The following is a 25325-nucleotide window of genomic DNA, read 5'->3' as shown; positions in this document are numbered from 1 at the left end:
GGCAGAAAGTTGCGGTCTTGATGAGATTTGACAAGTCGAAGCTGCCAGGGCTCCTCACGACCCTGGCCGCTATTTTGGTGCCCGGGCTGGCCTTGTGGCTGCGCTCGGGCTATTCCTATGGCGCCGGCCTCATGGTCCTGGGCGCCCTGTGTTTTCTGCCTCGCTGGGTCAGATACCGGCAGTCCAACGGCACCTGGCTGCTGGTCGCGCTGTTCATGGGCATGGCGGTGATGTGGTACTTCCTGTCCGTGCTGGACGGGGGCACCGGGCAGTTCGACCGGCCCGTGAAATTCATCCTGGGCGCGGTCAGCCTGCTGTTCGCCATGTGCTATCCGCCCACGGCGCGGATCTTCCTGTGGGGCATTCCGCTGGGCAGCGCAGGCGCGGGCTTCATGGCCCTGTGGCAGGTCTGCGTGCTGGGCATGGAACGGGCCACGGGTTACACCAATGCCATCCAGTGGGGCAACATGGCCTTGCTGCTGGGCTGCTTCTCCTGCATCTATGCCGTGTCCTTCTGGCACCAGCGCTCCCTGCTTTGGCGCCTGCTGGTGCTGGCGGCTGCAGCGCTGGGGGCGCTGGCTTCGCTGCTGTCGGGCTCGCGCGGCGGGTGGCTGGCGCTGTTGCCGATGTTCTTCATGCTGATGGTGCTGGTGCGCATGTACCGCCCGCAGTACTTCGGGCGCCTGTTGCTGGGCTGCGCTGCAATTGTGGTGGCGCTGGCCACCGTGATGGCCTTCATCCCGCGCGTCAGCGAGCGCGTGGATGAGGTCTACCTGGATGTGAGCACCTACCTTCATGCCGGCAACTCCAACACCTCGCTGGGCACCCGGCTGGAGCAGTACCGGCTGGCCGTGCAGATGATCGGCGAGAAGCCTCTGCTGGGCTGGGGCATGCAGGGCTATGTGGACGAGATGCACCGGCGCGTGGACGCCGGCAGCTATGGCCAGTCCATCCGCGAATACAACTTCATCCACAACGACTTCCTGGACATCTGGGTCAAGCTCGGCGTGCCGGGCGTTCTGCTGCAGGCAGCGCTGTTCATCTCGCTGCTGTGGCTGTTCTGGCCCTCGCGGCGGCGCATGGCGCTGTGGCCTGCGGACAGCACCCCCTGGCGCGAGGCCCTGCTGCTGCGTATCCTGGGCAGCCTGATGCCAGCCATGTACCTGGCGTTCGGCATGTCACAGCAATTTTTCGTGCACAACAGCGGCATCGTCTTCTTCGTCTTCCTCGTGGTGGCCCTGTGGTCATCGCTGCATGGCCTGGAAAGGGCCAGCGGAGCCGTGCGGTGACGGAGCGCGCCACCACCGCCCGGCCCCGGGTGCTGCACTTCGTGACGGGCGGCTTCTCGGGTGCCACCCAGGTGGCGGTGGATCTGGTGTCGGCGCACCGCGCGTCGGGCCGCTTCGACGCCCGGCTGGTGCTTCGGCGCAAGCGCAATACCTCCGATGAACGCGTGCAGAAGCTGCGCGACGGCGGCATCGATGTCGACGTGGTCGCCGGCTGGTCCCATGCCGCCACCGTCTGGCAACTGCGCCGCATCTGCCTGGATTTTCGGCCAGACATCGTGGTCGCCCATGGGTTCAGCGACCACCTCTGGGGCCGCTTTGCCGCGCTGTGGGCCGGCGTGCCCTGCCTGGTGCATGTGGAACACAACTCGCGCGAGCGCTACACGCGCTGGCGGCTGGCGCAGGCCCTGTGGCTGACCGAGCGCACGGCCGCCATCGTCGGCTGCTCCGAAGGCGTGCGCCAGAGCCTGCAGGACCGCGGCTTTCCTGCCGCCAAGCTGATGGCCATCAGCAACGGCATCCGGCCCGAGCCCTATCTGCAGGAGCCTCCCCCCTTGCTGCAGCGCCGCCCGGACATCGTCATGGCCGCGCGCTTTGCGCGGCAAAAGGACCATGCCACCTTGCTGCGCGCGCTGGCCGTGCTGCGCCAGCGCGGCCTCAAGCCCACGCTGACCCTGGCCGGCGGCGGCAAGGCGCGCGCCCAGCAGGCGGCGCAGCGGCTCAGCGCCGAGCTGGGTCTGCAGGACCAGGTGCAATTCATCGGCATGTGCAACGACGTGCCCGGCCTGCTGCGTGCGCACCGCGTCTGCGTGCTGTCCACGCACTACGAGGGCATGCCCCTGTCCCTGCTGGAAGGCATGGCGGCGGGCTGCGTGGTGGTGGGCAGCCGCGTGGTGGGCGTGCAGGAAGTGGTGCGGCCCGGCGACAACGGCCTGCTGGCCGGGCACGCCGACCCTGAATCGCTGGCCGACGCCCTGCAGCAGGCGCTGCAGGATGACGAGGCCGCCGTGCGCATGGCCGCCACAGCGCGGCAGGAAGCCCTGTCGCACTACAGCCTGCAGCGCATGACCGGCCAGTACGAAGACCTGTTCGCCCGCCTGCTGCAGGGGGAGCGTCCGTGACCTGGCTCAGCATCCTGGTGCCCGTCTACAACGTGCTGCCCTACCTGGAGGAATGCCTGCAGTCCGTCATGGACCAGGCCGATGCCGGCGTGCAGGTGCTGGTGCTGGACGACTGCTCCACCGATGGCTCCTGGGCCCTGATGCAGCAGCTGGACCAGCGCTGGCCCGGCCGCCTGCAGCTCATGCAGCACGAGCGCAACGCCGGCCTGAGCGCGGCGCGCAACACCATGATCGAGGCAGCCACGGGCGACTACCTGTGGTTTTTGGACTCCGACGACAAGCTGCTGCCCGGCGCGATTGCCGGGCTGTCGGCCATCGTGAAACAACATGCGCCCGATGCCGTGCTCTGCGACTTCTCCGTCTGGCGCGAGGCCCCGCGCCTCAAGCACCGCCTGCGCGGCGAGGCGCACCGGCACAGCTTCCAGGGCCCCACGCTGCAGCGCTCGCAGGACCGGGGCGCCCTGCTGGCCGGCCTGCTGCGCACGGGGCAGCTGCATGCCTGGTCCAAGATCTCGCGCCGCAGCCTGTGGGATGCCGGCCTGCGCTTTCCTGCAGGCCGCTACTTCGAAGACATGATGACCATGCCGCAGATGGCGCTGCGCTGCAGCAGCTTCTACTACCACCCCCAGCCCTGGGTGGCCTACCGGCAGCGTGCCAACTCCATCCTCGCGTCCATGACGCCTGCCAAGGCGGCAGACCAGTCCGCCGCCCTGTGGCCCCTGGCGCAGGCCGTGCAAGCCCTGCAGGATGATGCGCTGCGCAACGACGGGCGCCTGCACTTCGCCTGGGCGCACCAGGCCGCGCGCAACCTCATCGGCGCCCTGCGCTTTCTTGACCGGCAGCGGGACATGCCGCCCGCGCAGCGGCAGGCGCTGGCGCAGCAGTTCCTGGCGGACTTCGGCCGCATCTCGCCGCTGTCCCTGCCCGCCCTGCGCCAGGCCTATCTGCGGCGCGGCTGGTGGCTGCGCGCATGGAAGCTGCGCAGCTGGGAGCGCCGCGCGCAGCAACTGGGAACACCGGGAGCCCACGCATGAGCGGCCTGAAACTGAAAACCCGGGGCGAGCTGTGGCTGGCGGCCGGCATGCGCCGCTTCTACGCCACCTTCGCACGCCGCCTGGAGCAGGGCCCCGCGCCCGACTTCCGCAGCCATGACATCGGGCCTGCGGCGCCCGTGCCCGTCTCCACGCCCATTCCCCGCATCATCTGGGCCTACTGGAACGGCGACTCGGTGCCGCTGCTCATACAGCGCTGCTTTGACAATTGGGCCCGCCTGAACCCCGGCTACAGCCTGCGCATCCTCAACGACGCGCAACTGCCGCAGTACGTGCCGCAACTGCCCGGCAACCTGCAGCAGCTGCCCGTGGCCAAGCGCTCGGACTGGCTGCGCCTGGAATTGCTGCACCGCCACGGCGGCATCTGGCTGGATGCCAGCACCATCCTCACCGAGCCGCTGGACTGGCTGCTGGAGCAGCAGCAGCGCAGCGGCGCCGACCTCGTTGCCTACTACCTGGAGCGCTACACCCGCGACCCGCAGGTGCCCGTGGTCGAGAACTGGCTCATGGCCGCGCCCCCGGGCAGCGCCTTCATCGCGGCCTTGCACAAGGAATACGTGGAACAGGTCCTGCCGCAGACGGGCGAGGCCTATATCGCCCAGCTCCAGCAGGCCGGCGATTACGAGCAACTGCGCCAGGGCATCGACATGCCCGCCTACCTGAGCATGCACCTGGCCATGCAGCGCGTGCTGCGCGCCGGCGGCAGCTACCGCCTGCGGCTGGCCAAGGCCGAGGACGGCCCCTTCTTCCTGCACGTGCAGGGTAACTGGGGCCGCACCCCGCTCAAGATCCGCCTGATGTTCTCGCGCGCCGAACAGGCGCCCGTGCCGCTCATCAAGCTGCGCGCGCCCGACCGCAAGAAGCTGGACTTCTACCTGGAGCGCGGCCTCTACGTGCCCGGCAGCATCGCCGACCGCTACCTGCGGGGCTGAGTCCCGCTCATCGCCTTCCATGGCGAGTCAGAGCCGTCCGCGCCGATGTGCCCGATTCGATGAGCCATCATCGTGGCATTGCGTTTGAATGGGGGAGGTGCATATGCACCAGGACTACGCCATCCTGAAGCGCCAGGACAATATCGATGCGTATTTCAAAGATATAGAGAAGATATACGTCTCCAATGGCTGGGGCAGCAGCTATCCGGAAGGCCTGCTTCGGCAGATGTTCAGTGCCTCCTACTACCTGCTGGCGACGACCACCAGCGGTGCTGTCGGCTTCCTGCGCGGCTTCACCGACGGCGCCATGGTCACGCACCTCAGTGAAATCGTCGTGGACCCCGGACTGCAGCGGCGGGGTATCGGCAGGCTCCTCATGCAGAAATTCCTGCAGGATATTGGCCACACCACCATTTATGCAGAGGCCCTCAATCCCCAGGCCGCCCAGCTTTTGGAGCGGCATGGGTTTGGCGAAAGCCGGAATCTGAGGGTGTACTCGAGGACAAAAACGCTTGGCTGATCCGCCGCCGAGCACTGCACGCACCGCACGGCCAGCGATCAAACGGGTATGGCTGCCAGGGCTCGGCTGGCCGGCCCGCCCCGGCCCCGTTAAACTGGCCGCAAGCCGAAAGGCCCGGTGCGTAGAAACACCTTCCGTGAGGTTGCAGCCCCCACCTTAAAGCGGGGCTTTGTCATGCCTTATCTCGTCGGATTGGCGCATTTGCTTGCGCCTGTCCGCATGGTTTCGGGCGTGGTGGGGGCTATCCGCAAGGACGCCCGCACGGCTACGGACGTGTTTCTAACCACCACGCCCACCTGTTGTGCGTAGAAACTCAACCGGTGGTTTTCTGTGATCTCGTAGGAAAACAGACCATGACCCTCCCCATCCTTGCCAGCCCCAGCGCTGCGCTTGCCCCTTCCGGCCCTCTTCTCTATCAGGAGGGCTGACCCCATGACATCCCCCAAAAACACTGCCTGTGCGGCAGTGCAGGCGCAGCCGTTGCCCAAGCGGTCGCAAGCCGCAAGGCCTTCCGACTGGCCCAGCGCGTGGCAGGCCATGCATGTCTGTCTGGTCGTCATCGAGGGGCGGCTGGTCACCCTGGCCGAGGTCTGTGGCAAAAAGCCCGACCGCAAGGCCCGCCAGTTCGACGTGGAATGCGCGGTGGAGCTGGCGCTGGCGCACATACGCCGCATGCGCGCCGACCCGCCGGACAGCCACCAGGCGTTCGAGCAGCAGTGGCACCTGGCGTCCTGCGCCATCGAGCTGGCCGATGGCGCCTACCGCTTCCCCCGCTCGCGCTACGGCCGCCTGCTCAAGCGCACCCGCTGGCATTTCGACCTGCTCAGGGATCTTGTGGAACGTGTGGAGTGGCAGCACCGGCGCGGCTGAGCCGCAGGCGGCAGCTCAGGCCAGCGGCAGCCGCAGCACGAAGCAGGCGCCCGGCTGGCCGTCGGCGCGGCCTTCGCAGTGCACGCTGCCGCCGTGGCGCTGGGCGATGGAGCGCACCAGGGCCAGGCCCAGGCCCACGCCGCCCGAGCGCTCGCTGGCGCCGGGCAGGCGGAAGAACTTCTCGAAGATGCGCTCGCGGTGGGCCGGCGCCACGCCGGGGCCATGGTCGCAGATGCGGATCTCGGCCATGGCGTCCTGGCGCGCCAGCTCCAGCGTGATGGCGCCCTGGCTGTAGCGGCGCGCGTTCTCCAGCAGGTTGCGCACGGCACGGCGCAGCAGCTTGGAGATGCCGGGCACTTCCAGCGCGTCGGTGGACTGCAGGTCCAGGTCGGCATCCACGCGCGCGCATTCCTCGGCGGCCAGGCCGATCAGGTCCACGGGCTCGATCGTGCCCACGTCGCCCTCATAGGTCTCCAGCCGGCTGGCCAGCAGGATCTCGTCCACAAGCTGGTCCAGCTCGCTGATGTTGCGCTGGATCTCGGCGCGCGCGCGGGCGCTGGCCGGGTCGTCGCCCATGAATTCCAGTCCCATGCGGATGCGCGTCAGCGGCGAGCGCAGCTCGTGCGAGGCATTGGCCAGCAGCGATTTGTGCGAGGTCACCAGGGTCTCGATGCGCGCGGCGGCGGCGTTGAACTGGTGGGCCAGGTCGGCCACCTCGTCGCTGCCGTGCTCGGGCACGCGCACCGACAGGTCGCCCTCGCCAAAGCGCTTGACGCCGCGCTGCAGGTTCTCCAGCCGCTTGAGCAGGCGGCGGATGATGGGGAACACGCCCACGGCCACGGCCACGCCCACCAGGCCCAGCAGCCACAGAAAGCCAAAGGGCGGGCGCAGCCAGAAGGCGGCGGCACCGTCGTGCGGCGGGCGGTCGCCGCGCGGCGGGCGCGGCGCCATGTGCAGCATGTAGGTCTGGCCGTCCGTGCCTTCGATCTCGAAGCGCAGCCCCTCCTCGGGCGGGCCGGGCAGGCGCCGCGCACGGCCCTGGGCGATCACGTTGCCCTGGCCGTCGCGCATGGCCACGTCGCGCGAGGGCGGCGAACTGGCGCTTTGCACGTTCTGCGCGTTCTGCTCGGCCGCGATCTGCCAGGCCCAGGCCACCGTCAACGTGAGCACGGCCACGCCGCCCACCACGGCCAGCCAGATGCGCAGGTACAGGCGCTGGGAGAAGAGGGACAGCAGCTTCATTCGCTTGGCTAGTCTTGTTGTTTGGCGAAGACGTAGCCCACACCGCGCACCGTGAGGATGCGCTTGGGCGCCTTGGGGTCGGCCTCGATAGCGGCGCGGATGCGGCCCATGTGCACGTCGATGGAGCGGTCGAAGGCCTCCAGCTCGCGGCCGCGCACGGCCTCCATGATCTGGTCGCGCGTGAGCACGCGGCCCGCGCGCTCGGCCAGCGTGACCAGCAGGTCGAACTGGTAGGAGGTCAGCTCGCAGGGCTGGCCCGCCACGGTGACGCTGCGCGCGTCGCGGTCGATCTCCAGGCTGCCGAAGCGCAGTGCCGTGGTCGGCTGGCCTGCGGCCGAGCCCTCGCCGCCGCCGCCGCGCCGGCGCAGGATGGCGCGGATGCGCGCCAGCAGCTCGCGCGGCTCAAAGGGCTTGGGCAGGTAGTCGTCGGCGCCGATCTCCAGGCCGATGATGCGGTCCATGGGGTCTCCCTTGGCCGTGAGCATCAGCACCGGCACCTGGGCTGCGGGGCCGGGCAGGGCGCGGATGCGCCGGCAGACCTCCAGGCCGTCCATGTCGGGCAGCATGAGGTCGAGGATGACGAGGTCGGGCAGGTCGGCGCCCGGCACGCCGTCGGCGGGCTGCAGCTGCTCCAGGCCGCTGCGGGCATCACCCATGTGCGTGACCTGCAGGCCGTTGTTGCCCAGGTAGTCACCCACCATCTGCGCGAGGCGGGTGTCGTCTTCGATCATCAGAAGATGGTGCGTACTCATGGAGGGCAGTGTATTCATGCTGGGGCCTGGCGTCGTATTGCGACGATGCTCGCAGCGCCCCGTCAGCCGTGCTTGTCGCTTGCGTAAAGTTCGGTAAAACAGCGCAGCCTGCGGACAGCCGCTCAGCTGCCGCGTTGCGCGGGCCGCACCGCATGCACGCGCGAGGCCAGCGCGATCAGCACCAGCACGGGCAGGCCCAGCAGGGCCGTGGCCTGGAAGAAGCTCACGTAGCCATGCGCATCGACAAAGGCGCCCGAGAAGCCGGCCAGCCACTTGGGCGCCAGCAGCATCATGGAGCTGAACAGCGCGTACTGCGTGGCCGAGTACTGCACATTGGTCAGCCCCGACAGGTAGGCGATGAAGGCCGCCGAGGCGATGCCTCCGGCCAGGTTGTCCGCGCTCACCACCCAGACCAGCGCATTCACGTCATGGCCGCGCGTGGCCAGCCAGGCGAACAGCAGGTTGGTGGCGGCCGACAGCGCGGCGCCCAGCATCAGCACGCGCATCACGCCCCAGCGCATGGCCAGCGCCCCGCCCAGGAAGGCGCCCGCCAGCGTCATGATCACGCCGTAGACCTTGGTCACGGCGGCCACCTCGTCCTTGGTGAAGCCCATGTCCACGTAGAAGGGGTTGGCCATGATGCCCATGACCACGTCGCTGATGCGGTAGATGGCGATCAGGCCCAGCACCAGCAGCGCCTGCCAGCGGTAGCGGCCCAGGAAGTCGGCGAAGGGCTCGACCAGCGCGCTGTGCAGCCACTCGGCCGCGTTGCGGGCAGGCGCCAGCGGGCGTGGCACCGGTTCCGGCGAGAGCAGCACGGTCAGCATGCCCACGGCCATGGAGGCGGCCATGGCCAGGTAGGCCACCTGCCAGGCGCCGCTCTGGTAGCCCGCCGTGCCCGCCACCTCGGCGCGGGCGGCCAGCCACAGCACGCCGGCGCCGGCCCAGATCATGGCCAGCCGGTAGCCGGTCTGGTAGGTGGCGGCCAGCGCGGCCTGGCGCTCGGTGTCGGCAGATTCGATGCGGTAGGCGTCCAGCGCAATGTCCTGCGTGGCCGAGCCGAAGGCCACGGCCAGCGCGCACCACACCAGCGGCGTGAGCGAGACGCGCGGATCATTGAACGCCATGCCGCACAGCCCGGCGACGATGAGCATCTGCGCGAACAGCAGCCAGCCGCGCCGCCGCCCCAGCCAGCGCGTGAGCAGCGGCAGCGGCATGCGGTCCACCAGCGGCGACCAGACCCACTTGAAGGCATAGGCTAGGCCCACCCAGCTCAGGTAGCCGATGGTGGTGCGGTCCACGCCGGCCTCGCGCAGCCAGAACGACAACGTGCCCAGCACCAGCAGCAGCGGCAGGCCTGCCGAAAAACCCAGGGCCAGCATGCGCAGGCTGGCCGGCTCGGCATAGACGCGCAGGGTCTGGCCCCAGCTGCGGCGGGGCGTTTCGGCGGCGGTGGAGGGGGCGGAGGGGGTGGTGGTGGACGGCTCGGTCATGTTGTGCTGCGGCAGGCTGCGGCCATTATCGGGCCCATGGTGGCGCGGACTGGCGCGCGCTACCATCGCGGGCACAGGATGCCGCCATGGCCTACACCCTCTCTTCCCTCCACAGCGATGCCGCCGCGCAAGACGGCGCGGCCGATGCCACCGATACCGCCTTCGCGCCGCACAGCTCGGTGCGCAGCTACAGCGGCGAGCACCAGGCCCATGCCCACGGCCATGCGCAGATCCTCTATGCCCTGCAGGGCCGCATGGAGCTGGAGGTGGGCGGGCGCAGCGCCTTTGTGGACGCCGTCAGCGGCATGCTCATCCCCGCCGGCGTGGACCACGGCTACCTGGCGGCGCCGCGCTCGCGCGTGTTCGTCATCGATGCGCCCAGCGGCCCGGGGCTGGACCGGATGCGACGCTTTTCCGTGCCACCGGCCCTGCGCGGCCGGGAGTCGGAAGGCCCGGCCACAGAGCAGCTGGCCCAGGTGCTGCAGGCGCCCGGCCTGCTGGCGCGCCGGGGGCTGGACCTGCAAGGGCTGGCCGCGCAGGTGCAGGCCGCACTGCACGAGGACTGGCCCACGGCCCGGCTGGCCGCCCTGTGCCACATGAGCGCCCAGCGCTTTCACGCGCGCTTCGTGGAGCTGGCGGGCCAGCCGCCCCAGGCCTGGCTGCGCGGCCTGCGCCTGGATGCGGCCGAGCGCGGGCTGGCGCGGGGCCTGCCCCTGGAGGCCACGGCGCTGCGCTGCGGCTATGCCTCGGCCAGCGCGCTGGCCTATGCGCTGCGGCGCGACCGGGGCATGACGGCGCGGCAACTGCGCGGCTAGCCCGTTCACAGTCCTCCGGACTACGAGCGTTTCTCGACAAATGCCCGGCCGCGCCCGGCGCAACATGGCGCCATGGTTCGCAATTCTTCCGCTTCTTCCTCGGCCGTCGGCATCGCCTTCGTTTCGGTGGCCGCCGTGCTCTGGGGCACGACAGGCACGGCGCAAAGCCTGGGCGCAGGCGGGCTGTCGCCGTTCTGGGTGGGCGCCGCGCAGCTGGCGGTTTCCAGCCTGTTTCTGGGCGTGCTGCTGGCGGTTTCCCATTGGAGGCTGCGCGGGCGGGCCGGGCGGGCCGGGCAGGGCGGGGCACCCGTCCAGCCGCTGCTGCCCAACCCGGTGCACCTGGGACTGCGCCCGGCCTGGTTCGTGCTGGCATCCATGGGAATCGGCGGCTACAGCATCTTTTTCTACGAGGGCGTGACGCTCACGGGCGTGGCCGTGGGCACGGCCGTGGCCATTGGCAGCGGCCCCATCTGGGCCGGGCTGATGCAGGCGCTGGTGCTGCGCGCGCCCCTGTCTGCCCTGTGGTGGGCCGGCACGCTGGTGAGCGTGGCGGGAGGTGCGGCCATGGTGATGGCCCGGGGCGGCGCCACGCTGTCCTGGAGCGGCCTGGCCCTGTGCCTGCTGGCGGGGCTGTCGTACGCGGGCTATGCGCTGATCAACAAGCGCCTGGTCACCCACATGTCGCCGCGCGTGGTGAATTTCTATGTCTTCACCGGGGCGGCCTGCATGGCGGTGCCGATTGCGCTGGTGCAAAGCGGCCTGCCGCAGTGGAGCCTGGCGGCCGTGCTGGTGGTGGTCTACCTGGGCGTGGTGGTGTCGGGCCTGGCGCACATGCTGTTTTCCATCGGGCTTCGCAGCATCTCGGGACCCACGGGCGTGACGCTGAGCCTGATCGAGCCCGTGGCGGCCTTCGTGCTGGCGGTGTGGGTCGTGGGCGAGCGGCAGCCGCTGCAATCGTGGCTGGGGCTGCTGGCCGTGCTGGCCGGGCTGATGCTGGTGATCGGCGCCGAGATGCGGGCGCAGCGGGCCGTGATGGCCGCGCAGATGGCGTAACTCTTTGTAGGCCGGCGCCGCTCTTCACGATGCGCTGTTCTCCGCATGTTTCGGGCATGCATGGCCGCTAGACTTGGCGGCATGCAGCAGCCATCCCATCTCTCTTCCGAGCCCTGTGCCCCGTCCGCCTGGGGCTGTGCCTGCGCGCCCTGGCGCGCGCGTCGCGGTTTCTTGCTGGCCGGCAGCGCGGCGGCCATGGGCCTGGCCACGGCGCCGGTGGCGGCACAGGTGCAGGTAGGCGGTGCCTCGGGCCTGCGCAAGCTGGTGCCGGCCGAGACGCTGGAAGGCGCCGCCACCGACCAGTACCAGCAACTGCTGGCCAAGGCCCGCGCCCAGGGCGCGCTGGCTGGCGACAGCAACCCGCAGCTGCAGCGGCTGCGCGCCATTGCCCGGCGGCTGATTCCGTACACAGCCCAATGGAACCCGCGTGCCAATGCCTGGCGCTGGGAGGTGAATCTGATCGGCAGCAAGGAGATCAACGCCTTTTGCATGCCGGGCGGCAAGATCGCCTTCTACACCGGCATCATCGACCAGCTGCAGCTGACCGACGACGAGATCGCCATGATCATGGGCCACGAAATGGCCCATGCGCTGCGCGAGCACTCGCGCGAGCAGTTGGCCAAGAACCAGGCCACCAGCATCGGCATCTCGCTGGGCGCCCAATTGCTGGGCCTGGGCGACCTGGGCAATGCGGCGGCCCGCCTGGGCGGCCAGCTGCTGTCGCTGAAATTCAGCCGAGGCGACGAGAGCGAGGCCGACCTCGTGGGCCTGGAGCTGGCCGCGCGCGCCGGCTACAACCCCCAGGCCTCGGTCTCGCTGTGGCGCAAGATGGGCCAGGCCACGGGCGACCGTGGCGGCCTGGAATTCCTGTCCACCCACCCCGCAGGCCCCGAGCGCATCCGCGAGCTGGAGCGCAACATCCCGCGCGTGGAAGGCCTCTACGAGGCCGCACGGCGCGGGTAGGCGTGCCAGCAAGCTAAGACCGGGCAGCTTTTTGGGCGCAGTGTTTGAAACTGGCGCGGCCAAAGATCAGGGACACCGAGGAAGGGCCGCCCCGCACCGAGGGTGTCGTCCCCCTCCCTCGCGCAGCGAGTAGAGAGGGGGAAGGCGCGTAGCGACTCAGGGGGTGGTGATTTTTTGCTTGGGTTGGTAGCCCATCACGGCTTTCACTTCAAGGTACTCCTTGAAGCCGTGCTCGCCCCATTCCCGGCCCGTGCCTGACTGCTTGTAGCCGCCGAACGGCGCGCCGAAGTCCGGCCCCGCGCCGTTGAGGTGGACCATGCCGGTGCGCAGGCGCGAGGCCACACGGCGTGCCCGCTCCAGGCTGCCGGACTGCACATAGCCCGACAGGCCGTAGGGCGTGTCGTTGGCCTGGGCGATGGCCTCCTCCTCCGTGTCGTAGGGCAGGATGACCAGCACGGGGCCGAAGATTTCCTCGCGCGCAATGGTCATGTCGTTGCGCACGTCGGCGAACACCGTGGGCCGCACGAAGTAGCCGCGCGCAACGCCCTCGGGGCGGCCCGTGCCGCCGGCCACCAGGGTGGCGCCTTCGGCGATGCCGGCCTCAATCAGGCCCTGGATCTTGCGGAACTGCGCCTCGCTGACCACGGGGCCCATGTGCATGGCGCCGGTGTCGGCCAGTGCATCGCCCACCTTCACGCCCTCGGCAGCGGCCTTGGCGGCTGCCACGGCGCGCGCATGCAGGGCGCGCGGCACGAACATGCGCGTGGGTGCGTTGCAGCTCTGGCCCGAATTGGTGAAGCAGGCGTTCACGCCCTGGGCCACGGCTTTTTCGATGTCGGCGTCGTCCAGCACGATGTTGGCCGACTTGCCGCCCAGCTCCTGCGTCACGCGCTTGACGGTATCGGCCGAGGCCTTGGCCACGGCAATGCCCGCGCGCGTGGAGCCCGTGAAGGTCATCATGTCGATGCCGGGGTGCACGGACATGGCCTCGCCCACCGAGGGGCCGTCGCCGTTGACCAGGTTGAACACGCCGGCCGGCACGCCCGCTTCGTGCAGGATCTCGGCCACCAGGATGGCATTGAGCGGCGCGATCTCCGAGGGCTTGAGCACCATGGTGCAGCCCGCCGCCAGGGCCGGTGCCACCTTGCACATGATCTGGTTGATGGGCCAGTTCCAGGGCGTGATCATGCCCACCACGCCCACGGGCTCATGCACGATGCCGGTGGTGCCGCGCACGCTCTCGAACTCGAATTCCTTGAGCACCTGCAGGGTCTGCTTCAGGTGCCCCGCGCCCACGGTGGCCTGGGCCGCGCGCGACAGCCACAGCGGCGCGCCCATCTCCAGCGAGATGGTCTGCGCCACCTCGTCGATGCGGCGCATGTAGACCGCCAGCACCTTGTCCAGCAGGGCCAGCCGCTCGTCGCGCGTGGTCTGCGAGAAGCCGTCGAACGCGCGGCGTGCGGCGGCCACGGCTGCATCGACATCGGCGGCCGAGCCCATGCTGATGCGGGCCGCCACCTCCTCGGTGGACGGATTGATCACATCCAGCGTGCGCGGCACCGCCGGGGGAACCCATTGGCCGTCGATATAGAACTGCAGGTGCTCTTGCGTGCTCATGAAGCTGTCTCCGTGTCTCGTTGTCATTGGGTGGAAGGGGTGTCGAAGGTGACGCGCTGGTTCACGCGGTAGTGGGGCCAGTAGTCGGCCACAGCATAGTGCTGCGTGCTGCGGTTGTCCCAGATGGCGATGCCGCCCGCGTCCCATTGATGATGCACCATGAACTCCGGCTTCTTCAGCCAGTCCAGCAGGAAGGCGAGCACGCCGCGCGCCTCGTGCCGGTCCACGCCCGTGATGTGGCGCGTGAAATCGGCATTGACGAAGATGCACTTGCGGCCTGAATCGGGGTTGGTGCGCACCACGGGATGCGTCACGGGCTTGAACTGGCGCAGCGCCTCGAACAGCGCCTCCTCGCCCTTGCGGCCCAGGTATTCCCGGAAGCCCGATTCCTCCCAGGTATGGACCGCCTGCAGGCCTTCCAGGTACTGCTGCATGCCGGGCGAGAGCCAGTCATAGGCCTTGCTGGTGCTGGTCCAGCAGGTGTTGCCGCCGGCCGGCGGCGTGGTCACGATCTGGATCACGGTGCCCAGCGGCGGCTGCTGCTTCCAGCTGATGTCGGTGTGCCAGTTGTCTATGGCGGGCGGGCGGTCCTTGTCGGAGATGATCATCTCCACGTCGGGCATGCCGCTCTTGCGCTCGAAGTACGAGCCCTTGGACAGCGGGCCGAACACCTGCGCCAGCGCCACATGCTGCTCGGCCGTGATGGCCTGGGGACGGAAGAAGATGACCTCGAAGTCGTACAGGGCCTGTCGCAGTTCCGCCTGCACCTCGGGGGACAGGGGCCGGGTCAGGTCCACGCCCTCGATCCAGGCCGCGAAGTTGGGCATGCGCGGCACGGGTCGGATGTGGTGGTAGCGGGCGTCGATGTCGATCAGCTGCATGGGGGCGGCATTGGCCATGGGGGTACTCCTTGGAGGAACGGATGGAAGGGGAGGAAGCGGGAGGAAGGTGGGGAGAGAGGGCTGGCGGGCTCACTGCCAGTGCAGCAGCCGCCTCTCGGCCCAGGACATGAAGCGCACCATGCCCACGCCCAGCAGGGCCAGCACCAGCAGCAGCGCCATGACGCCATTGATGTCGAAGGTGGAGCCCAGGTAGGCCAGGGTCTGGCCCAGCCCCTTTTCGCTGGCGATGATCTCGGTGCCCACCACGCCCAGCAGGGCATAGATCAAACCCAGCCGCAGGCCCGAGAAGATCACCGGGACGGCGCCGGGCAGCGTGACCTCGAAGAAGGTGGTGGCGGCGCTGGCGCCCAGGGTGCGGCACAGCGTCACATGGTCCTGGCTGACGCCCCGCATGCCTGCCACCGTGGCCGACAGCACGATGAAGAAGGTCAGCGAGCAGCCCACGGCGATCTTGCTGCCCAGCCCCAGCCCGAACCACAGGATGAACAGCGGCGCCAGCGCGATGCGCGGCATCACGTTCAGCGCGTTGAAGTAGGGCTCCGCAAAGCGTTCGATGGCCGGCCAGCGCACGAAGGCCAGCCCCGTGGCGAAGGCGGCCACGCTGCCCAGCACGAAGGAGCAGGCCACGGCGGCCAGCGTCCAGCCCAGGTCGGACCAGAACCGGGCCGTGCCCGCATGGTTCCAGAGATAGGCGGCCACGCCGCTGGGCTGGCCGAAGAAGGTGGGGTCCAGCCAGCGGCGCGCGGCGGCCCATTCGGCCAGTCCCAGCACGAGACAGATGAACAGCGCATGCAGCGCCAGCCATTGCAGACGGTCAGCCTTCATGGTGTACCCATCCCGATTCGAGCTGCGACCACAGGGCCGCATAGAGTTCATGGAAGCGCGGCGACTTCTGCAGGTCGCGGATGGAGCGCGGGCGCGGCAGGTCTATGGTCAGGTCGGCGATGATGCGGCCCGGTCGCGAGGACATCACCACCACGCGGTCGGAGACGGCCACGGCCTCGGCCAGGTCATGGGTCACGAACAGCACGCTGTGGCGGTGCTGCTGGCACAGGCGCAGCAGCAGGTCCTGCAGCTGCAGCTTGGTCTGCGCGTCCAGGGCGCCGAAGGGCTCGTCCATCAGCAGCAGCTGCGCGTCCAGCGCAAAGGTGCGCGCCAGCGCCGTGCGCTGGCGCATGCCGTGGGACAAGGCCTTGGGCAGGGCCTGCGCATGGTCGGCCAGGCCCACCTCCTGCAGCATGCGCAGTGCGCGCTCCGTGCTGTCGGCCGTGCCGACGCCGCGCACGCGCGCGCCGAAGGCGGCGTTCTCCAGCGCCGTGCACCAGGGCAGCAGGCTGTCGCGCGCCAGCATGTAGCCCACGCGGGAACTGCCCAGGCGCGGTGCCTCGCCCAGCACGCGCAGCGTGCCGGCGCCGGTGTGGGCCACCAGGCCCGCGCAGAGGTTGAGCAGGCTGGTCTTGCCGCAGCCGCTGGGCCCGACCAGCGAGACGAATTCGCCCTCGGCCACCTGCAGCGCAATGTTGTCCAGCACCTGCGTGCGGCCGTCGAAGCTCAGCTGCAGGCCGTCGGCGGCAATGGCCTGCGGCGGCGGAAGGCGTGATCCATTGGGAGTCATGGTGCGGCTCCCCCTTCACTGCGCCAGCAGGGGCGCGGAGTCGATCAGCTTGTCGATCTGTCCCGTGCGCTGCAGGTAGCGCGCGGCATGTTGCAGGGCCTTGGGGTCCACTGCGAACTGCATGGAAGGAATGGCATTGCGCAGCGCCACTTCCAGGATCCGGTCGCCGCCGGGCGTGTTGATGCGGAAACTGTCCTGCGCGACTTTGAGCAATGCATCGAAATGGGCCGGTTCGCGGGCATAGTCGGCCGCCTCGTTCATGGCGCGGCGCAAGCCCTCCACGGCCGGGGCGTTCTTGCGCAGGAAGTCGGCGCGCACCACCTGCAGCACGCCGGCGCCGTTGGTGTCCACCACCTCGGCGGGACCCTGGCCCCTGCGCGGATCGACGACGATGCGGCAGGCCTGGCTGACCTCGCAAAAGCCGTCCATGGGCGAAAACAGCATCAGGCCATCGACCTGCTTTTGCGCAATCGCCGGAAAGGCGGTATTGGGCGAGCCCACGGCGACGATGGTGACGTCGTCCGCCTTCATGCCCGCGCCCTGCAGCAGGCTCACGAGCTGGAACTCGGCCGCGCTGCCACGCGCCGTCACGCCGATGCGCCGGCCCTTGAAGTCCTGCATCACGGCGGGATAGCCCTGGCCGGCATGCGGGGTGGGCAGGGCCGACGAGGCCATGAGGAAGAACGTCGGCGCGCTCGCGCCGCTGCCGATCACCTTGAGGTCGGCGCCCTTGTTGACCGCCTGAAGCAGCACCTCGGGCGGCGTAAACGCCACTTCGAGGTCACCGGCCAGCAAGGTCTGCAGCGCCAGCGGCGCCTGCGGGATGGGGCGCAGTTCGCAGCGTATGCCGTGCTTCTCGCACAGTCCCCGCGCGTTGGCCACGCGCACCAGGAAATTGCCGATGCCGGGGTAGTCCTGGATACGCAGCGTGGGCGTCTGTGCCAGGGCTGCCTGGGTCGAGAGCAGGGCGAACACGAAGGCGGATACCAGGGCGAGCGTGGTGCGGATCATGGGGCGGGCTCCATACGTGTGGGTATGAGGCCGATTACAAGGACGGTGCTATGCGCCAATTGCCGCGAAAGGGACAATGGGCGGGTGAACACCAAGCTCGGTTCCCCCAACACGTCTTTGGCGCAGACGCGCAGCGAGCGCTATCGAGTGGACCTGCTGGCCGAATTGCCGGCCGCATCGGCCCGCGGGCTGCGGGCCATAGGCTCCAGGCGCCGCTACCGCGATGGACAGTTCGTGCAAAAGCGCGGCGATGCGGCCGACCATGCGCTGGTGCTGCTGTCAGGGCGCTTTCGTGTGGTGGCCTTCACCGTGGGCGGCACCGAGCGCATGACGCGCTGGCTGGAGGCCGGGGAGATCACCGGCATCAGCTCGGTGCTGGGCAATGCGCCTGTGCCCGTGGACCTGGTGGCCGATGGCGATGTCGAGGTGCTGGTCCTGCCGCGCCAGCCGCTGCTGGACTTCCTGGAGCGCGATGCGCCCGCATGCCTGGCTGTGGCGCGCCTGCTGAGCCTGCGCGTGAACGGGCTGCTGGACACCATCTTCATCAGTTCGGAGGACACGCTGCATGCCCGGGTCTGGGCCACCTTGCAGGTTCTGGCGGCAGAGAACGGCCAGCCCCTGCCCGGTGGCCGCACCCTGCTGCGCATATCGCAGGGCGATCTGTCGCATGTGGTGGGCGCCTCGCGCCAGCGCGTGAACGAGGAGCTGCGCAAGCTGCAGGCGGGCGGCAGCGTGCGCCTTGGCTATCGGTGGATCGAGGTGCTGGGCTGAGACAGCTGCAGGCTCAGGTCCCGCCCACGTAGGGGTTGCTCTTGCGCTCGCGGCCGAAGCTGCTTTCGGGGCCGTGGCCCGGGATGAACACGGTTTGGTCGCCCATGGGCCACAGGCGCTGGACGATGCTGTCGATCAGCTGCTGGTGGTTGCCCTGGGGAAAGTCGGTGCGGCCGATGCTGCCCGCGAACAGCACGTCTCCCACGAAGGCGCGGTCGATCTGCGGCGCATGAAACACCACGTGGCCGGGCGTATGGCCGGGGCAGTGGCGCACCTGCAGTGTCTCCTGGCCGATGCTCACCGTGTCGCCATCGTGCAGCCAGCGCGTGGGCGTGAAGGGGTCCGAATGCGGGAAGCCGAACATGGCGCCCTGCTGGGGCAGCGCATCGATCCAGAACTGGTCGCCGGGATGGGGGCCGATGATGGGCAGCTGCTGTGCATCGGCCAGCTCGCGCGTGCCGCCTGCGTGGTCTATGTGGGCGTGCGTGAGCCAGATGGCCTTGAGCGCCAGGCCCAGGCGCTCTATCTCCCAGCCGATCTGCTCCAGGTCGCCGCCCGGGTCGATGACGGCGGCTTCCATGGTCTGGTCGCACCAGACCAGCGAGCAGTTCTGCTGGAAGGCGGTGACGGGGATGGTGTGGTACTGGAGCATGGGCGGCGTGGGTGCTTCTGGCGAAAGCGCCCATTATTCCCGCTCCTTTCCCTGATGGCAGCGCAGGGCCGCCCCGCTTGCGCCGTCAGGTGGTCGGCTGGCCGCATTGCCCGCAGAACCGCGCGCCGGCCGGATGGCTGGCGTTGCAGTTCCTGCAGGCCTGCGGCAGCACCGCGCCGCCACACTGCGGGCAAAAGCGCGAGCTGGCGGCAATGGATGCACGGCAGCCGGGGCAGACCGCCGCCACGGCTGCGGCACGGTATGCGCCGCCGCCGTGGTGGCCGCCGCGCGAATGATTTCCGAACAGTCTTTGCAAGAGTCCCATGGTGTATTCCTTCGCACTGCGCGGATGCGCCGCTGCAGTCGTTCAAAGGCGCATTGGGACACGGCAGCGGTCCGCCGGGCCGTGGATGGCGATCATTTAATGTGGCTGTCATCTCGTGGCAATCCAGGTCCTGTGACGGACAGGAGACAGCCTCGCGGGCAGACCCCGTGGCTGCGGCAACGCCGCCGTGTTACAAGCTAGCCGTGCCGCCAAGCCAGCCTGCCCCCGATGCAGGCACGCAAGGATTTTTTCGAGGATGGGCCGGGCCGCCACCTGCGCAATGCAGGGCGGGTACCGGCATCACGCGAGGGAGAACCGGTATGTTGATTGGCGTGCCTGCCGAGACCATGGCAGGAGAAACCCGGGTGGCTGCGACCCCCGAGACCGTCAAGAAGCTGCGTGCGCAAGGCCATGTGCTGCGCGTGCAGGCGGGGGCGGGAGTGGCGGCCAGCGTGCCCGATGCCTTGTACGAGGCAGCGGGCGCGGAGATCGTCGATGTGGCTGGCGCCCTGGGCGCCGACCTGGTGCTCAAGGTCCGTATCCCTTCGGAGGACGAGTTGCCCGGCATCCGCAAGGGCGCAACGCTGGTCGGCATGCTGGACCCGTTCCAGCCCGCAGGCCTGCAGCGCCTGGCCGATGCGGGCATCACGGCCTATGCGCTGGAGGCGGCTCCGCGCACCACGCGTGCGCAGAGCATGGACGTGCTGTCCAGCCAGGCCAATATCGCCGGCTACAAGGCCGTGATGATTGCGGCCAACCAGTACCAGCGCTTCTTTCCCATGCTGATGACGGCGGCGGGCACGGTGAAGGCCGCGCGCGTCGTGGTGCTGGGCGTGGGCGTGGCCGGCCTGCAGGCCATTGCCACGGCCAAGCGCCTGGGCGCCGTGATCGAGGCCAGCGATGTGCGGCCCAGCGTGCGTGAGCAGGTCGAATCCCTGGGCGGCAAGTTCATCGACGTGCCCTACGAGACCGCCGAGGAAAAGGAGGCCGCCGAAGGCGTGGGCGGCTACGCGCGCCCCATGCCGCAAAGCTGGCTGGACCGCCAGAAGGCCGAGGTGGCCAAGCGCGTGGCCCAGGCCGACGTGGTCATCACCACGGCGCTGATCCCGGGCCGGCCCGCTCCCGTGCTGGTCACGGCCGAGATGGTGCAGGCCATGAAGCCCGGCGCCGTCATCGTGGACCTGGCGGCAGAGCGCGGCGGCAACTGCCCGCTGACCCAGGCCGGCATGACCGTGGTCACGCATGGCGTGACCATCGTGGGACTGACCAACCTGCCCGCCATGGTGGCGGCCGATGCCTCGGCCCTGTATGCACGCAACGTGCTCGATTTTCTCAAGCTCATCATCAACAAGGATGGCGCCCTGCATGTGGACATGGAGGACGACATCGTGGCCGCGTGCCTGATGGCCCATGAAGGCCAGCTGCGGAGGAAATGACATGGAAGCCGTATCCCCCACCATCATCCATCTCATCATCTTCGTGCTGGCCATCTACGTGGGCTACCACGTGGTGTGGACCGTCACGCCCGCGCTGCACACGCCGCTGATGGCGGTGACCAATGCCATCTCGGCCATCGTCATCGTCGGCGCCATGCTGGCGGCGGCGCTCACGGAAACGGGCCTGGGCAAGACCATGGGCGTGCTGGCCGTGGCGCTGGCCGCGGTCAACGTGTTCGGCGGCTTCCTGGTCACGCGGCGCATGCTGGAGATGTTCCGCAAGAAAGAGCGCAAGAGCGCTCCGGCCAAGGACGCCAAGGCGGAGGGCCAGTCATGAGCATGAACCTCGTCACATTGCTCTACCTGGTGGCCAGCGTCTGCTTCATCCAGGCGCTCAAGGGGCTGTCGCACCCCACCACCTCCATACGCGGCAACCTGTTCGGCATGGCCGGCATGGTGATCGCCGTGCTGACCACGGCGGCGCTCATCGTGCAGCTGGCCGGCGGCAATGCATTGGGGCTGGGCTGGGTGCTGCTGGGCCTGCTGGTCGGCGGCACGGCCGGTGCGGTCATGGCCCAGCGCGTGGAGATGACCAAGATGCCCGAATTGGTCGCCTTCATGCACAGCATGATCGGCCTGGCGGCGGTGTTCATCGCCGTGGCCGCCGTGGCCGAGCCCTGGGCCTTTGCCATCACGGCCAAGGGCGGCGCCATCCCGGGCGGCAACCGCGTGGAGCTGGCACTGGGCGCCTTCATCGGCGCCGTGACCTTCACGGGCTCGGTGATCGCCTTCGGCAAGCTCAGCGGCAAGTACAAGTTCCGCCTGTTCCAGGGCGCGCCCGTGCAGTTCAAGGGCCAGCATGCGCTCAACGCCGTGCTGGGGCTGGCAGCGGCCTTCTTCGTCTTCGGCTTCTGGCACAGCCAAAGCTGGATGGACATCGTGCTGGTCATCGCCCTGGGCCTGCTGCTGGGCGTGCTGCTGATCATTCCGATTGGCGGCGCGGACATGCCGGTGGTCGTGTCCATGCTCAACAGCTACTCGGGCTGGGCGGCGGCGGGCATCGGCTTCTCGCTGAACAACAGCATGCTGATCATTGCGGGTTCGCTGGTGGGCAGCTCGGGCGCCATCCTGAGCTACATCATGTGCAAGGCCATGAACCGCTCGTTCTTCAGCGTGATCCTGGGCGGCTTCGGCGGCGAGGCCACCAGCGCGGCGGCAGGCTCCCAGCAGCAGCGCAACGTGAAAAGCGGCAGCGCCGACGATGCGGCCTTCGTCCTGGGCAATGCCGAGACCGTGGTCATCGTGCCCGGCTACGGCCTGGCCGTGGCGCGTGCCCAGCACGCGGTCAAGGAGCTGGCCGACAAGCTCACCGAGCGCGGCGTGACGGTGAAGTACGCCATCCACCCGGTGGCGGGCCGCATGCCCGGCCACATGAACGTGCTGCTGGCCGAGGCCGAGGTGCCCTACGACCAGGTCTTCGAGATGGAGGACATCAACAGCGAGTTCGGCCAGGCCGACGTGGCCATCATCCTGGGCGCCAACGACGTGGTGAACCCCGCCGCACACGTCAAGGGCAGCCCCATCTACGGCATGCCCATCCTGGAGGCCTACAAGGCCAAGACGGTGATCGTCAACAAGCGCTCCATGGCGGCCGGCTATGCGGGCCTGGACAACGAGCTGTTCTACATGGACAAGACCATGATGGTCTTCGGCGACGCCAAGAAGGTGGTGGAGGACATGGGCAAGGCGCTGGAGTGAGGCGTGTGCCCGGGCTGAAGTCCGAGGAGGGCAGGGCCCAAGCCCTGGCCTCCTTGAAAACGATCTTGGGTCAGCCCCCGGACCGGGTCAGCAATTCGTCCAGCGCATCGGCGATGGCTTGGCCTTCATGCTCCAGTGAGGCCACCACTTCACCCAATTGATCCAGGGCGACTGAAACCATGTCCAGGGCATGCAGGACGACCGGCACGCCTTCAATGACAAACACAGGATTCATCCTCGCACCCACGGTTGGAGTGCCGCGCGGCAGCAGATTCTGCCGAACCAGTGGAACCACGACGCGACGGCGGTAGCGGTCAAACAGCGAGGACTGGACCACGACGACGTAGGGAATCGAGTCGCGCAAGGCTCCCTTGTTGCGATGAACGTCGAATTGCGCCACTAGAGCGTCGAGTGCTCGTCTGCGAACGAACCCACCGCGATGTTGACCGCGTTCCAGTCGCTGGCGCAGGCGTCGGCAAGCCGTTGGCGCTCACGCTGTGCGCCCTCCTGCCTGGCAACGTATTCGGCCAGCAGGGATTCCATGGTGGCCGAGAGATTGTCGGTATAGGCCTTGGCCTGTGTCACCAGATCTGCATTGATCGTGAGATGGATTGGCCGCTTGGCGCTGGAGACAGCAATGGATTTCATCTCGGAACCCTCAGATAAAGATCATGCGCACAGTGTCTGTATGAGAGCGCGACGAGTCAAACCGCCGCGACCCAAGGCCCTGCTTGAACGTCTCACACCTTCATGTCATAGCCGATGGTCACCGGCGCATGGTCCGAGAACTTCACATCCTTGTAGATGTGCTCGGTGCGTGCCAGTGCGGCGGTGGCCGGGGTGGCCAGGTGGTAGTCCAGGCGCCATCCCACGTTATTGGCATAGGCCTGGCCTCGGTTGCTCCACCATGTGTAGCAGGCGTCCGTGGTGTCGGGCTGGAGCAGGCGATAAACGTCCACAAGACCGCCCGTGGGATCAGTTTTGTGTAACAACTTTGTCATCCACTCGCGCTCTTCGGGCGTGAAACCGCTGTTTTTCTGGTTACTGCGCCAGTTCTTGAGGTCGATCTGCTGGTGGGCGATGTTGATGTCCCCGCACAGGATGAACTCGCGCTCGCCCTTCATGCGCATCAGGTGATCGTGCATTTCGGCCAGGAAGCGGAACTTGGCCGTCTGGCGCAGTTCGCCCGAGCTGCCGCTGGGAAAGTAGGCGCTGATGATGGACAGCTTGCGCGCGGGCGTGTCGAAGCGCGCCTCCACGTAGCGGCCCTCGGCGTCGAACTCGTGCGAGCCGAAGCCGACCACGACATCGCTGGGCTCGTGGCGGCTGTAGACGCCCACGCCCGAGTAGCCTTTCTTCTCGGCGTAGTGAAAGTGGCCGCGCAGGCCGGCCAGCAGCTCGAAGCGTCCGGTCATGTCGGCGGCCTGGGCCTTGATTTCCTGCACGCAAATACAATCCGGCGCAGTGGCCTCGATCCAGGCTTCGACGCCCTTGGTCGAGGCCGAGCGGATGCCGTTGAGGTTGAGGCTGGTCAATTTGAACAAGGATGAATCCATGGTGGTGAGTAATCTGCAGGCCGATGACACAGGCCGTCTGGCGCAGGAATTTGTGCAATTCGCCGTTGACGCAGGGGTGCTGCGTTTCGGCGAGTTCAAGACCAAGGCCGGGCGCATGAGCCCGTACTTCTTCAATGCCGGCCTGTTCGATGACGGCGGCAAGATGGGCCGTCTCGCCGAATTCTATGCAAAAGCCATCGCAGCCAGCGGCATCGAGTTCGACATGATCTTCGGCCCCGCCTACAAGGGCATCCCGCTGGCCGCCACCGTGGCCGTGGAGCTGGCCCGCATGGGCCTGAACAAGCCCTTTGCGTACAACCGCAAGGAAGCCAAGGACCACGGCGAGGGCGGCACCCTGGTGGGCGCGCCCCTCAAGGGCCGCGTGCTGATCGTGGACGACGTGATGAGCGCCGGCACGGCCGCGCGCGAGTCCATCGCCATCATCCGCGCCGCAGGCGCCACGCCGCATGCCGTGGCGATCGCGCTGGACCGCCAGGAAATGGCCACCGAGAATGGCCAGGACGTGCCCCACAGCGCCGTGCAGTACGTGCGCAATCAGCTGGGTATGCAGGTCTGCACCATTGCAAAACTGGCAGACTTATTGCTTTATCTTGAGATTCAAGGTGGCAGCGAAGGCAGCGGCCACCATGAGCGCGTGCTGGCCTACCGCCAGCGTTACGGAGTCAACGACAAGGAATAAGGGTTTGATGAACAAGGCGTTGCATGCACGGTTCCTGTGGTGCGCCCTGGCTGGTGCCGCGGCTGGCCCTGCCTGCGCCCTGGATGCCGGCGTGCCGGCCGGGATCTATGCATGCACCGACGCCAAGGGCCGGCGCCTGACGGCAGACCGCCCGATTGCCGAATGCGTGGACCGCGACCAGCGTGTGCTGGGCAGCTCCGGAGTGGAGCTGCGCCGCGTCGGCCCCACGCTGACCGACAACGAGCGCGCCGAACTCGATGCCCAGCGCCGCCGCGAGCAGGCCGAACAGCGCCGTGTGCGCGAGGAGCGCTCGCGCGAGCGCGCGCTGATTGCGCGCTATCCCAACCAGGCCGCGCACGACGCCGAACGCGCCGAGGCCCTGTCGCAGACCGACCAGGTCGCCAACCTGGCGCGCCAGCGCATACAGGAGCTGCAGGCCCAGCGCGTCAAGATCGATGGCGAGATGGAGTTCTACCGCAAGGACCCGTCCAAGGCCCCCGCCTCCCTGCGCCGCCAGCTCGATGAAAACCGCAGCAGCCAGGAAGAGCAGCAGCGCTTCATCCAGCAGCAGGAGCAGGAAAAAAGCCGCATCAACCAGCGCTTCGATGCCGAGCTCGTGCCGCTGCGTGCGCTGTGGAGCGCGGCCGCCGCCGCTGCGGCTCCCACGGGCCGCTGAACGGCCCTTGCCCCCTGTCTTTCCCGTCTGGCGCGAACGGCCTGCCGCACGCCCGGTGCGCGTGAATCGGATTCGTCCTGCAAGCGCTGCCATTGCGGCGGTCTAGGCTGTCACTACATTCCCGGCCACGGATGTTCCCGGGCCCTCAGGGCCTGGCTGCTGGTGTGCGCTGCAGCCACAGGTGCCGGGCCGCCGCGAGAAGGGAGC

28 protein-coding genes are annotated in these 25325 nt (G+C 68.4%); 15 read left to right on the top strand and 13 right to left on the bottom strand.

Annotated features, from left to right (window positions below; translation table 11 throughout):
- Positions 1-20 precede the first annotated feature (20 nt).
- The 6 genes from A4F85_RS22290 (at position 21) to A4F85_RS22265 (ending at position 5781) form a co-directional block, all read left to right on the top strand.
- A complete protein-coding gene (locus A4F85_RS22290) occupies positions 21-1289 on the top strand; it encodes an O-antigen ligase family protein (RefSeq protein WP_063327727.1) in 1269 nt (422 codons plus the stop codon).
- Positions 1286-2407 carry a glycosyltransferase gene (locus A4F85_RS22285; protein ID WP_034397824.1) on the top strand — a complete coding sequence of 374 codons (1122 nt, stop codon included), beginning with the start codon at positions 1286-1288 and terminating at the stop codon, positions 2405-2407. The genes A4F85_RS22290 and A4F85_RS22285 overlap by 4 nt, the downstream gene beginning before the upstream one ends.
- Positions 2404-3441 (top strand): glycosyltransferase family 2 protein, encoded by a 1038-nt coding sequence (locus A4F85_RS22280; RefSeq protein WP_063327726.1) that lies wholly within the window; start codon positions 2404-2406, stop codon positions 3439-3441. The genes A4F85_RS22285 and A4F85_RS22280 overlap by 4 nt, the downstream gene beginning before the upstream one ends.
- Positions 3438-4391, top strand: a complete 954-nt coding sequence (locus A4F85_RS22275) for a glycosyltransferase family 32 protein (protein WP_063327725.1) — start codon at positions 3438-3440, stop codon at positions 4389-4391. The genes A4F85_RS22280 and A4F85_RS22275 overlap by 4 nt, the downstream gene beginning before the upstream one ends.
- Before the next feature lie 103 nt (positions 4392-4494).
- Entirely contained in the window at positions 4495-4911 is a 417-nt protein-coding gene (locus A4F85_RS22270; protein WP_063328056.1) for a GNAT family N-acetyltransferase, read from the top strand.
- A gap of 432 nt (positions 4912-5343) precedes the next feature.
- The gene (locus A4F85_RS22265; RefSeq protein ID WP_063327724.1) at positions 5344-5781 is read left to right on the top strand and encodes a hypothetical protein; all 438 of its coding nucleotides are present in this window, start codon (positions 5344-5346) and stop codon (positions 5779-5781) included.
- Between the two features lie 15 nt (positions 5782-5796).
- Here A4F85_RS22265 and A4F85_RS22260 read toward each other — a convergent pair whose 3' ends face one another.
- From A4F85_RS22260 to A4F85_RS22250, 3 genes are all read right to left on the bottom strand, one after another.
- Positions 5797-7023 carry an ATP-binding protein gene (locus A4F85_RS22260; RefSeq protein ID WP_063327723.1) on the bottom strand — a complete coding sequence of 409 codons (1227 nt, stop codon included), beginning with the start codon at positions 7021-7023 and terminating at the stop codon, positions 5797-5799.
- Positions 7024-7031: 8 nt separating this feature from the next.
- Positions 7032-7793: a response regulator transcription factor gene (locus A4F85_RS22255; RefSeq protein ID WP_043821893.1), complete on the bottom strand. Its 762-nt coding sequence runs from the start codon at positions 7791-7793 to the stop codon at positions 7032-7034.
- A gap of 104 nt (positions 7794-7897) precedes the next feature.
- Positions 7898-9268 (bottom strand): AmpG family muropeptide MFS transporter, encoded by a 1371-nt coding sequence (locus A4F85_RS22250; RefSeq protein ID WP_096914310.1) that lies wholly within the window; start codon positions 9266-9268, stop codon positions 7898-7900.
- 86 nt (positions 9269-9354) lie between these two features.
- On the opposite strand from A4F85_RS22250, the gene A4F85_RS22245 reads away from it, so the two are divergent.
- The 3 genes from A4F85_RS22245 to A4F85_RS22235 all read left to right on the top strand — a co-directional run bounded on the left by A4F85_RS22245 (position 9355) and on the right by A4F85_RS22235 (position 12099).
- Positions 9355-10083 carry a helix-turn-helix domain-containing protein gene (locus A4F85_RS22245; protein ID WP_063327722.1) on the top strand — a complete coding sequence of 243 codons (729 nt, stop codon included), beginning with the start codon at positions 9355-9357 and terminating at the stop codon, positions 10081-10083.
- Between the two features lie 72 nt (positions 10084-10155).
- Positions 10156-11136 (top strand): DMT family transporter, encoded by a 981-nt coding sequence (locus A4F85_RS22240; protein WP_063327721.1) that lies wholly within the window; start codon positions 10156-10158, stop codon positions 11134-11136.
- A 60-nt stretch (positions 11137-11196) separates the two neighbouring features.
- Positions 11197-12099, top strand: a complete 903-nt coding sequence (locus A4F85_RS22235; RefSeq protein WP_016448572.1) for a M48 family metallopeptidase — start codon at positions 11197-11199, stop codon at positions 12097-12099.
- A gap of 156 nt (positions 12100-12255) precedes the next feature.
- Here A4F85_RS22235 and A4F85_RS22230 read toward each other — a convergent pair whose 3' ends face one another.
- The 5 genes from A4F85_RS22230 to A4F85_RS22210 all read right to left on the bottom strand — a co-directional run bounded on the left by A4F85_RS22230 (position 12256) and on the right by A4F85_RS22210 (position 17244).
- Entirely contained in the window at positions 12256-13716 is a 1461-nt protein-coding gene (locus A4F85_RS22230; RefSeq protein ID WP_063327720.1) for an aldehyde dehydrogenase family protein, read from the bottom strand.
- Positions 13717-13739: 23 nt separating this feature from the next.
- The gene (locus tag A4F85_RS22225; protein WP_016448570.1) at positions 13740-14615 is read right to left on the bottom strand and encodes a TauD/TfdA dioxygenase family protein; all 876 of its coding nucleotides are present in this window, start codon (positions 14613-14615) and stop codon (positions 13740-13742) included.
- 72 nt (positions 14616-14687) lie between these two features.
- Positions 14688-15443 carry an ABC transporter permease gene (locus A4F85_RS22220; RefSeq protein ID WP_013800204.1) on the bottom strand — a complete coding sequence of 252 codons (756 nt, stop codon included), beginning with the start codon at positions 15441-15443 and terminating at the stop codon, positions 14688-14690.
- The gene (locus A4F85_RS22215; protein WP_063327719.1) at positions 15433-16233 is read right to left on the bottom strand and encodes an ABC transporter ATP-binding protein; all 801 of its coding nucleotides are present in this window, start codon (positions 16231-16233) and stop codon (positions 15433-15435) included. Before A4F85_RS22215 ends, A4F85_RS22220 begins: the two co-directional genes overlap by 11 nt.
- 15 nt (positions 16234-16248) lie before the next feature.
- A complete protein-coding gene (locus tag A4F85_RS22210) occupies positions 16249-17244 on the bottom strand; it encodes an ABC transporter substrate-binding protein (protein WP_063327718.1) in 996 nt (331 codons plus the stop codon).
- Positions 17245-17328: 84 nt separating this feature from the next.
- Here A4F85_RS22210 and A4F85_RS22205 point away from each other — a divergent pair, with 84 nt between their 5' ends.
- Complete coding sequence (locus tag A4F85_RS22205) at positions 17329-18015, top strand: Crp/Fnr family transcriptional regulator (protein ID WP_063327717.1); 687 nt, start codon at positions 17329-17331, stop codon at positions 18013-18015.
- Between the two features lie 13 nt (positions 18016-18028).
- On the opposite strand, the gene A4F85_RS22200 is transcribed toward A4F85_RS22205, so the two are convergent.
- Together A4F85_RS22200 and A4F85_RS29835 are read right to left on the bottom strand one after the other, a co-directional pair.
- On the bottom strand, positions 18029-18667 hold the full coding sequence (locus tag A4F85_RS22200; RefSeq protein ID WP_012202273.1) for an MBL fold metallo-hydrolase: 639 nt from the start codon (positions 18665-18667) through the stop codon (positions 18029-18031).
- A gap of 85 nt (positions 18668-18752) precedes the next feature.
- On the bottom strand, positions 18753-18992 hold the full coding sequence (locus A4F85_RS29835; protein WP_013800208.1) for a zinc ribbon domain-containing protein: 240 nt from the start codon (positions 18990-18992) through the stop codon (positions 18753-18755).
- Positions 18993-19312: 320 nt separating this feature from the next.
- Between A4F85_RS29835 and A4F85_RS22190 the strand changes: the two genes are divergently transcribed.
- The 3 genes from A4F85_RS22190 to A4F85_RS22180 are packed head-to-tail and all read left to right on the top strand — an operon-like array spanning position 19313 to position 22186.
- The gene (locus A4F85_RS22190) at positions 19313-20428 is read left to right on the top strand and encodes a Re/Si-specific NAD(P)(+) transhydrogenase subunit alpha (RefSeq protein WP_063327715.1); all 1116 of its coding nucleotides are present in this window, start codon (positions 19313-19315) and stop codon (positions 20426-20428) included.
- Between the two features lies 1 nt (position 20429).
- A complete protein-coding gene (locus A4F85_RS22185) occupies positions 20430-20765 on the top strand; it encodes an NAD(P) transhydrogenase subunit alpha (RefSeq protein WP_063327714.1) in 336 nt (111 codons plus the stop codon).
- Positions 20762-22186 (top strand): NAD(P)(+) transhydrogenase (Re/Si-specific) subunit beta, encoded by a 1425-nt coding sequence (locus tag A4F85_RS22180; protein ID WP_012202277.1) that lies wholly within the window; start codon positions 20762-20764, stop codon positions 22184-22186. The genes A4F85_RS22185 and A4F85_RS22180 overlap by 4 nt, the downstream gene beginning before the upstream one ends.
- A gap of 70 nt (positions 22187-22256) precedes the next feature.
- Here the strand turns inward: A4F85_RS22180 and A4F85_RS22175 are convergent, their stop codons facing one another.
- The 3 genes from A4F85_RS22175 to A4F85_RS22165 form a co-directional block, all read right to left on the bottom strand.
- Complete coding sequence (locus A4F85_RS22175; RefSeq protein WP_043791081.1) at positions 22257-22586, bottom strand: CcdB family protein; 330 nt, start codon at positions 22584-22586, stop codon at positions 22257-22259.
- A complete protein-coding gene (locus tag A4F85_RS22170) occupies positions 22586-22834 on the bottom strand; it encodes a type II toxin-antitoxin system CcdA family antitoxin (protein ID WP_043791083.1) in 249 nt (82 codons plus the stop codon). Before A4F85_RS22170 ends, A4F85_RS22175 begins: the two co-directional genes overlap by 1 nt.
- 92 nt (positions 22835-22926) lie before the next feature.
- A complete protein-coding gene (locus A4F85_RS22165) occupies positions 22927-23730 on the bottom strand; it encodes an exodeoxyribonuclease III (protein ID WP_013800210.1) in 804 nt (267 codons plus the stop codon).
- A gap of 10 nt (positions 23731-23740) precedes the next feature.
- On the opposite strand from A4F85_RS22165, the gene pyrE reads away from it, so the two are divergent.
- A complete protein-coding gene (gene pyrE / locus A4F85_RS22160; RefSeq protein WP_013800211.1) occupies positions 23741-24442 on the top strand; it encodes an orotate phosphoribosyltransferase in 702 nt (233 codons plus the stop codon).
- A 7-nt stretch (positions 24443-24449) separates the two neighbouring features.
- Positions 24450-25118 (top strand): hypothetical protein, encoded by a 669-nt coding sequence (locus A4F85_RS22155; protein WP_013800212.1) that lies wholly within the window; start codon positions 24450-24452, stop codon positions 25116-25118.
- Positions 25119-25325: the final 207 nt, after the last annotated feature.

The organism is Delftia sp. GW456-R20, assembly GCF_001622915.1.
GTDB classification, from domain to species: domain Bacteria; phylum Pseudomonadota; class Gammaproteobacteria; order Burkholderiales; family Burkholderiaceae_C; genus Comamonas; species Comamonas acidovorans.
This window is presented reverse-complemented; position numbering and strand designations above follow the sequence as displayed.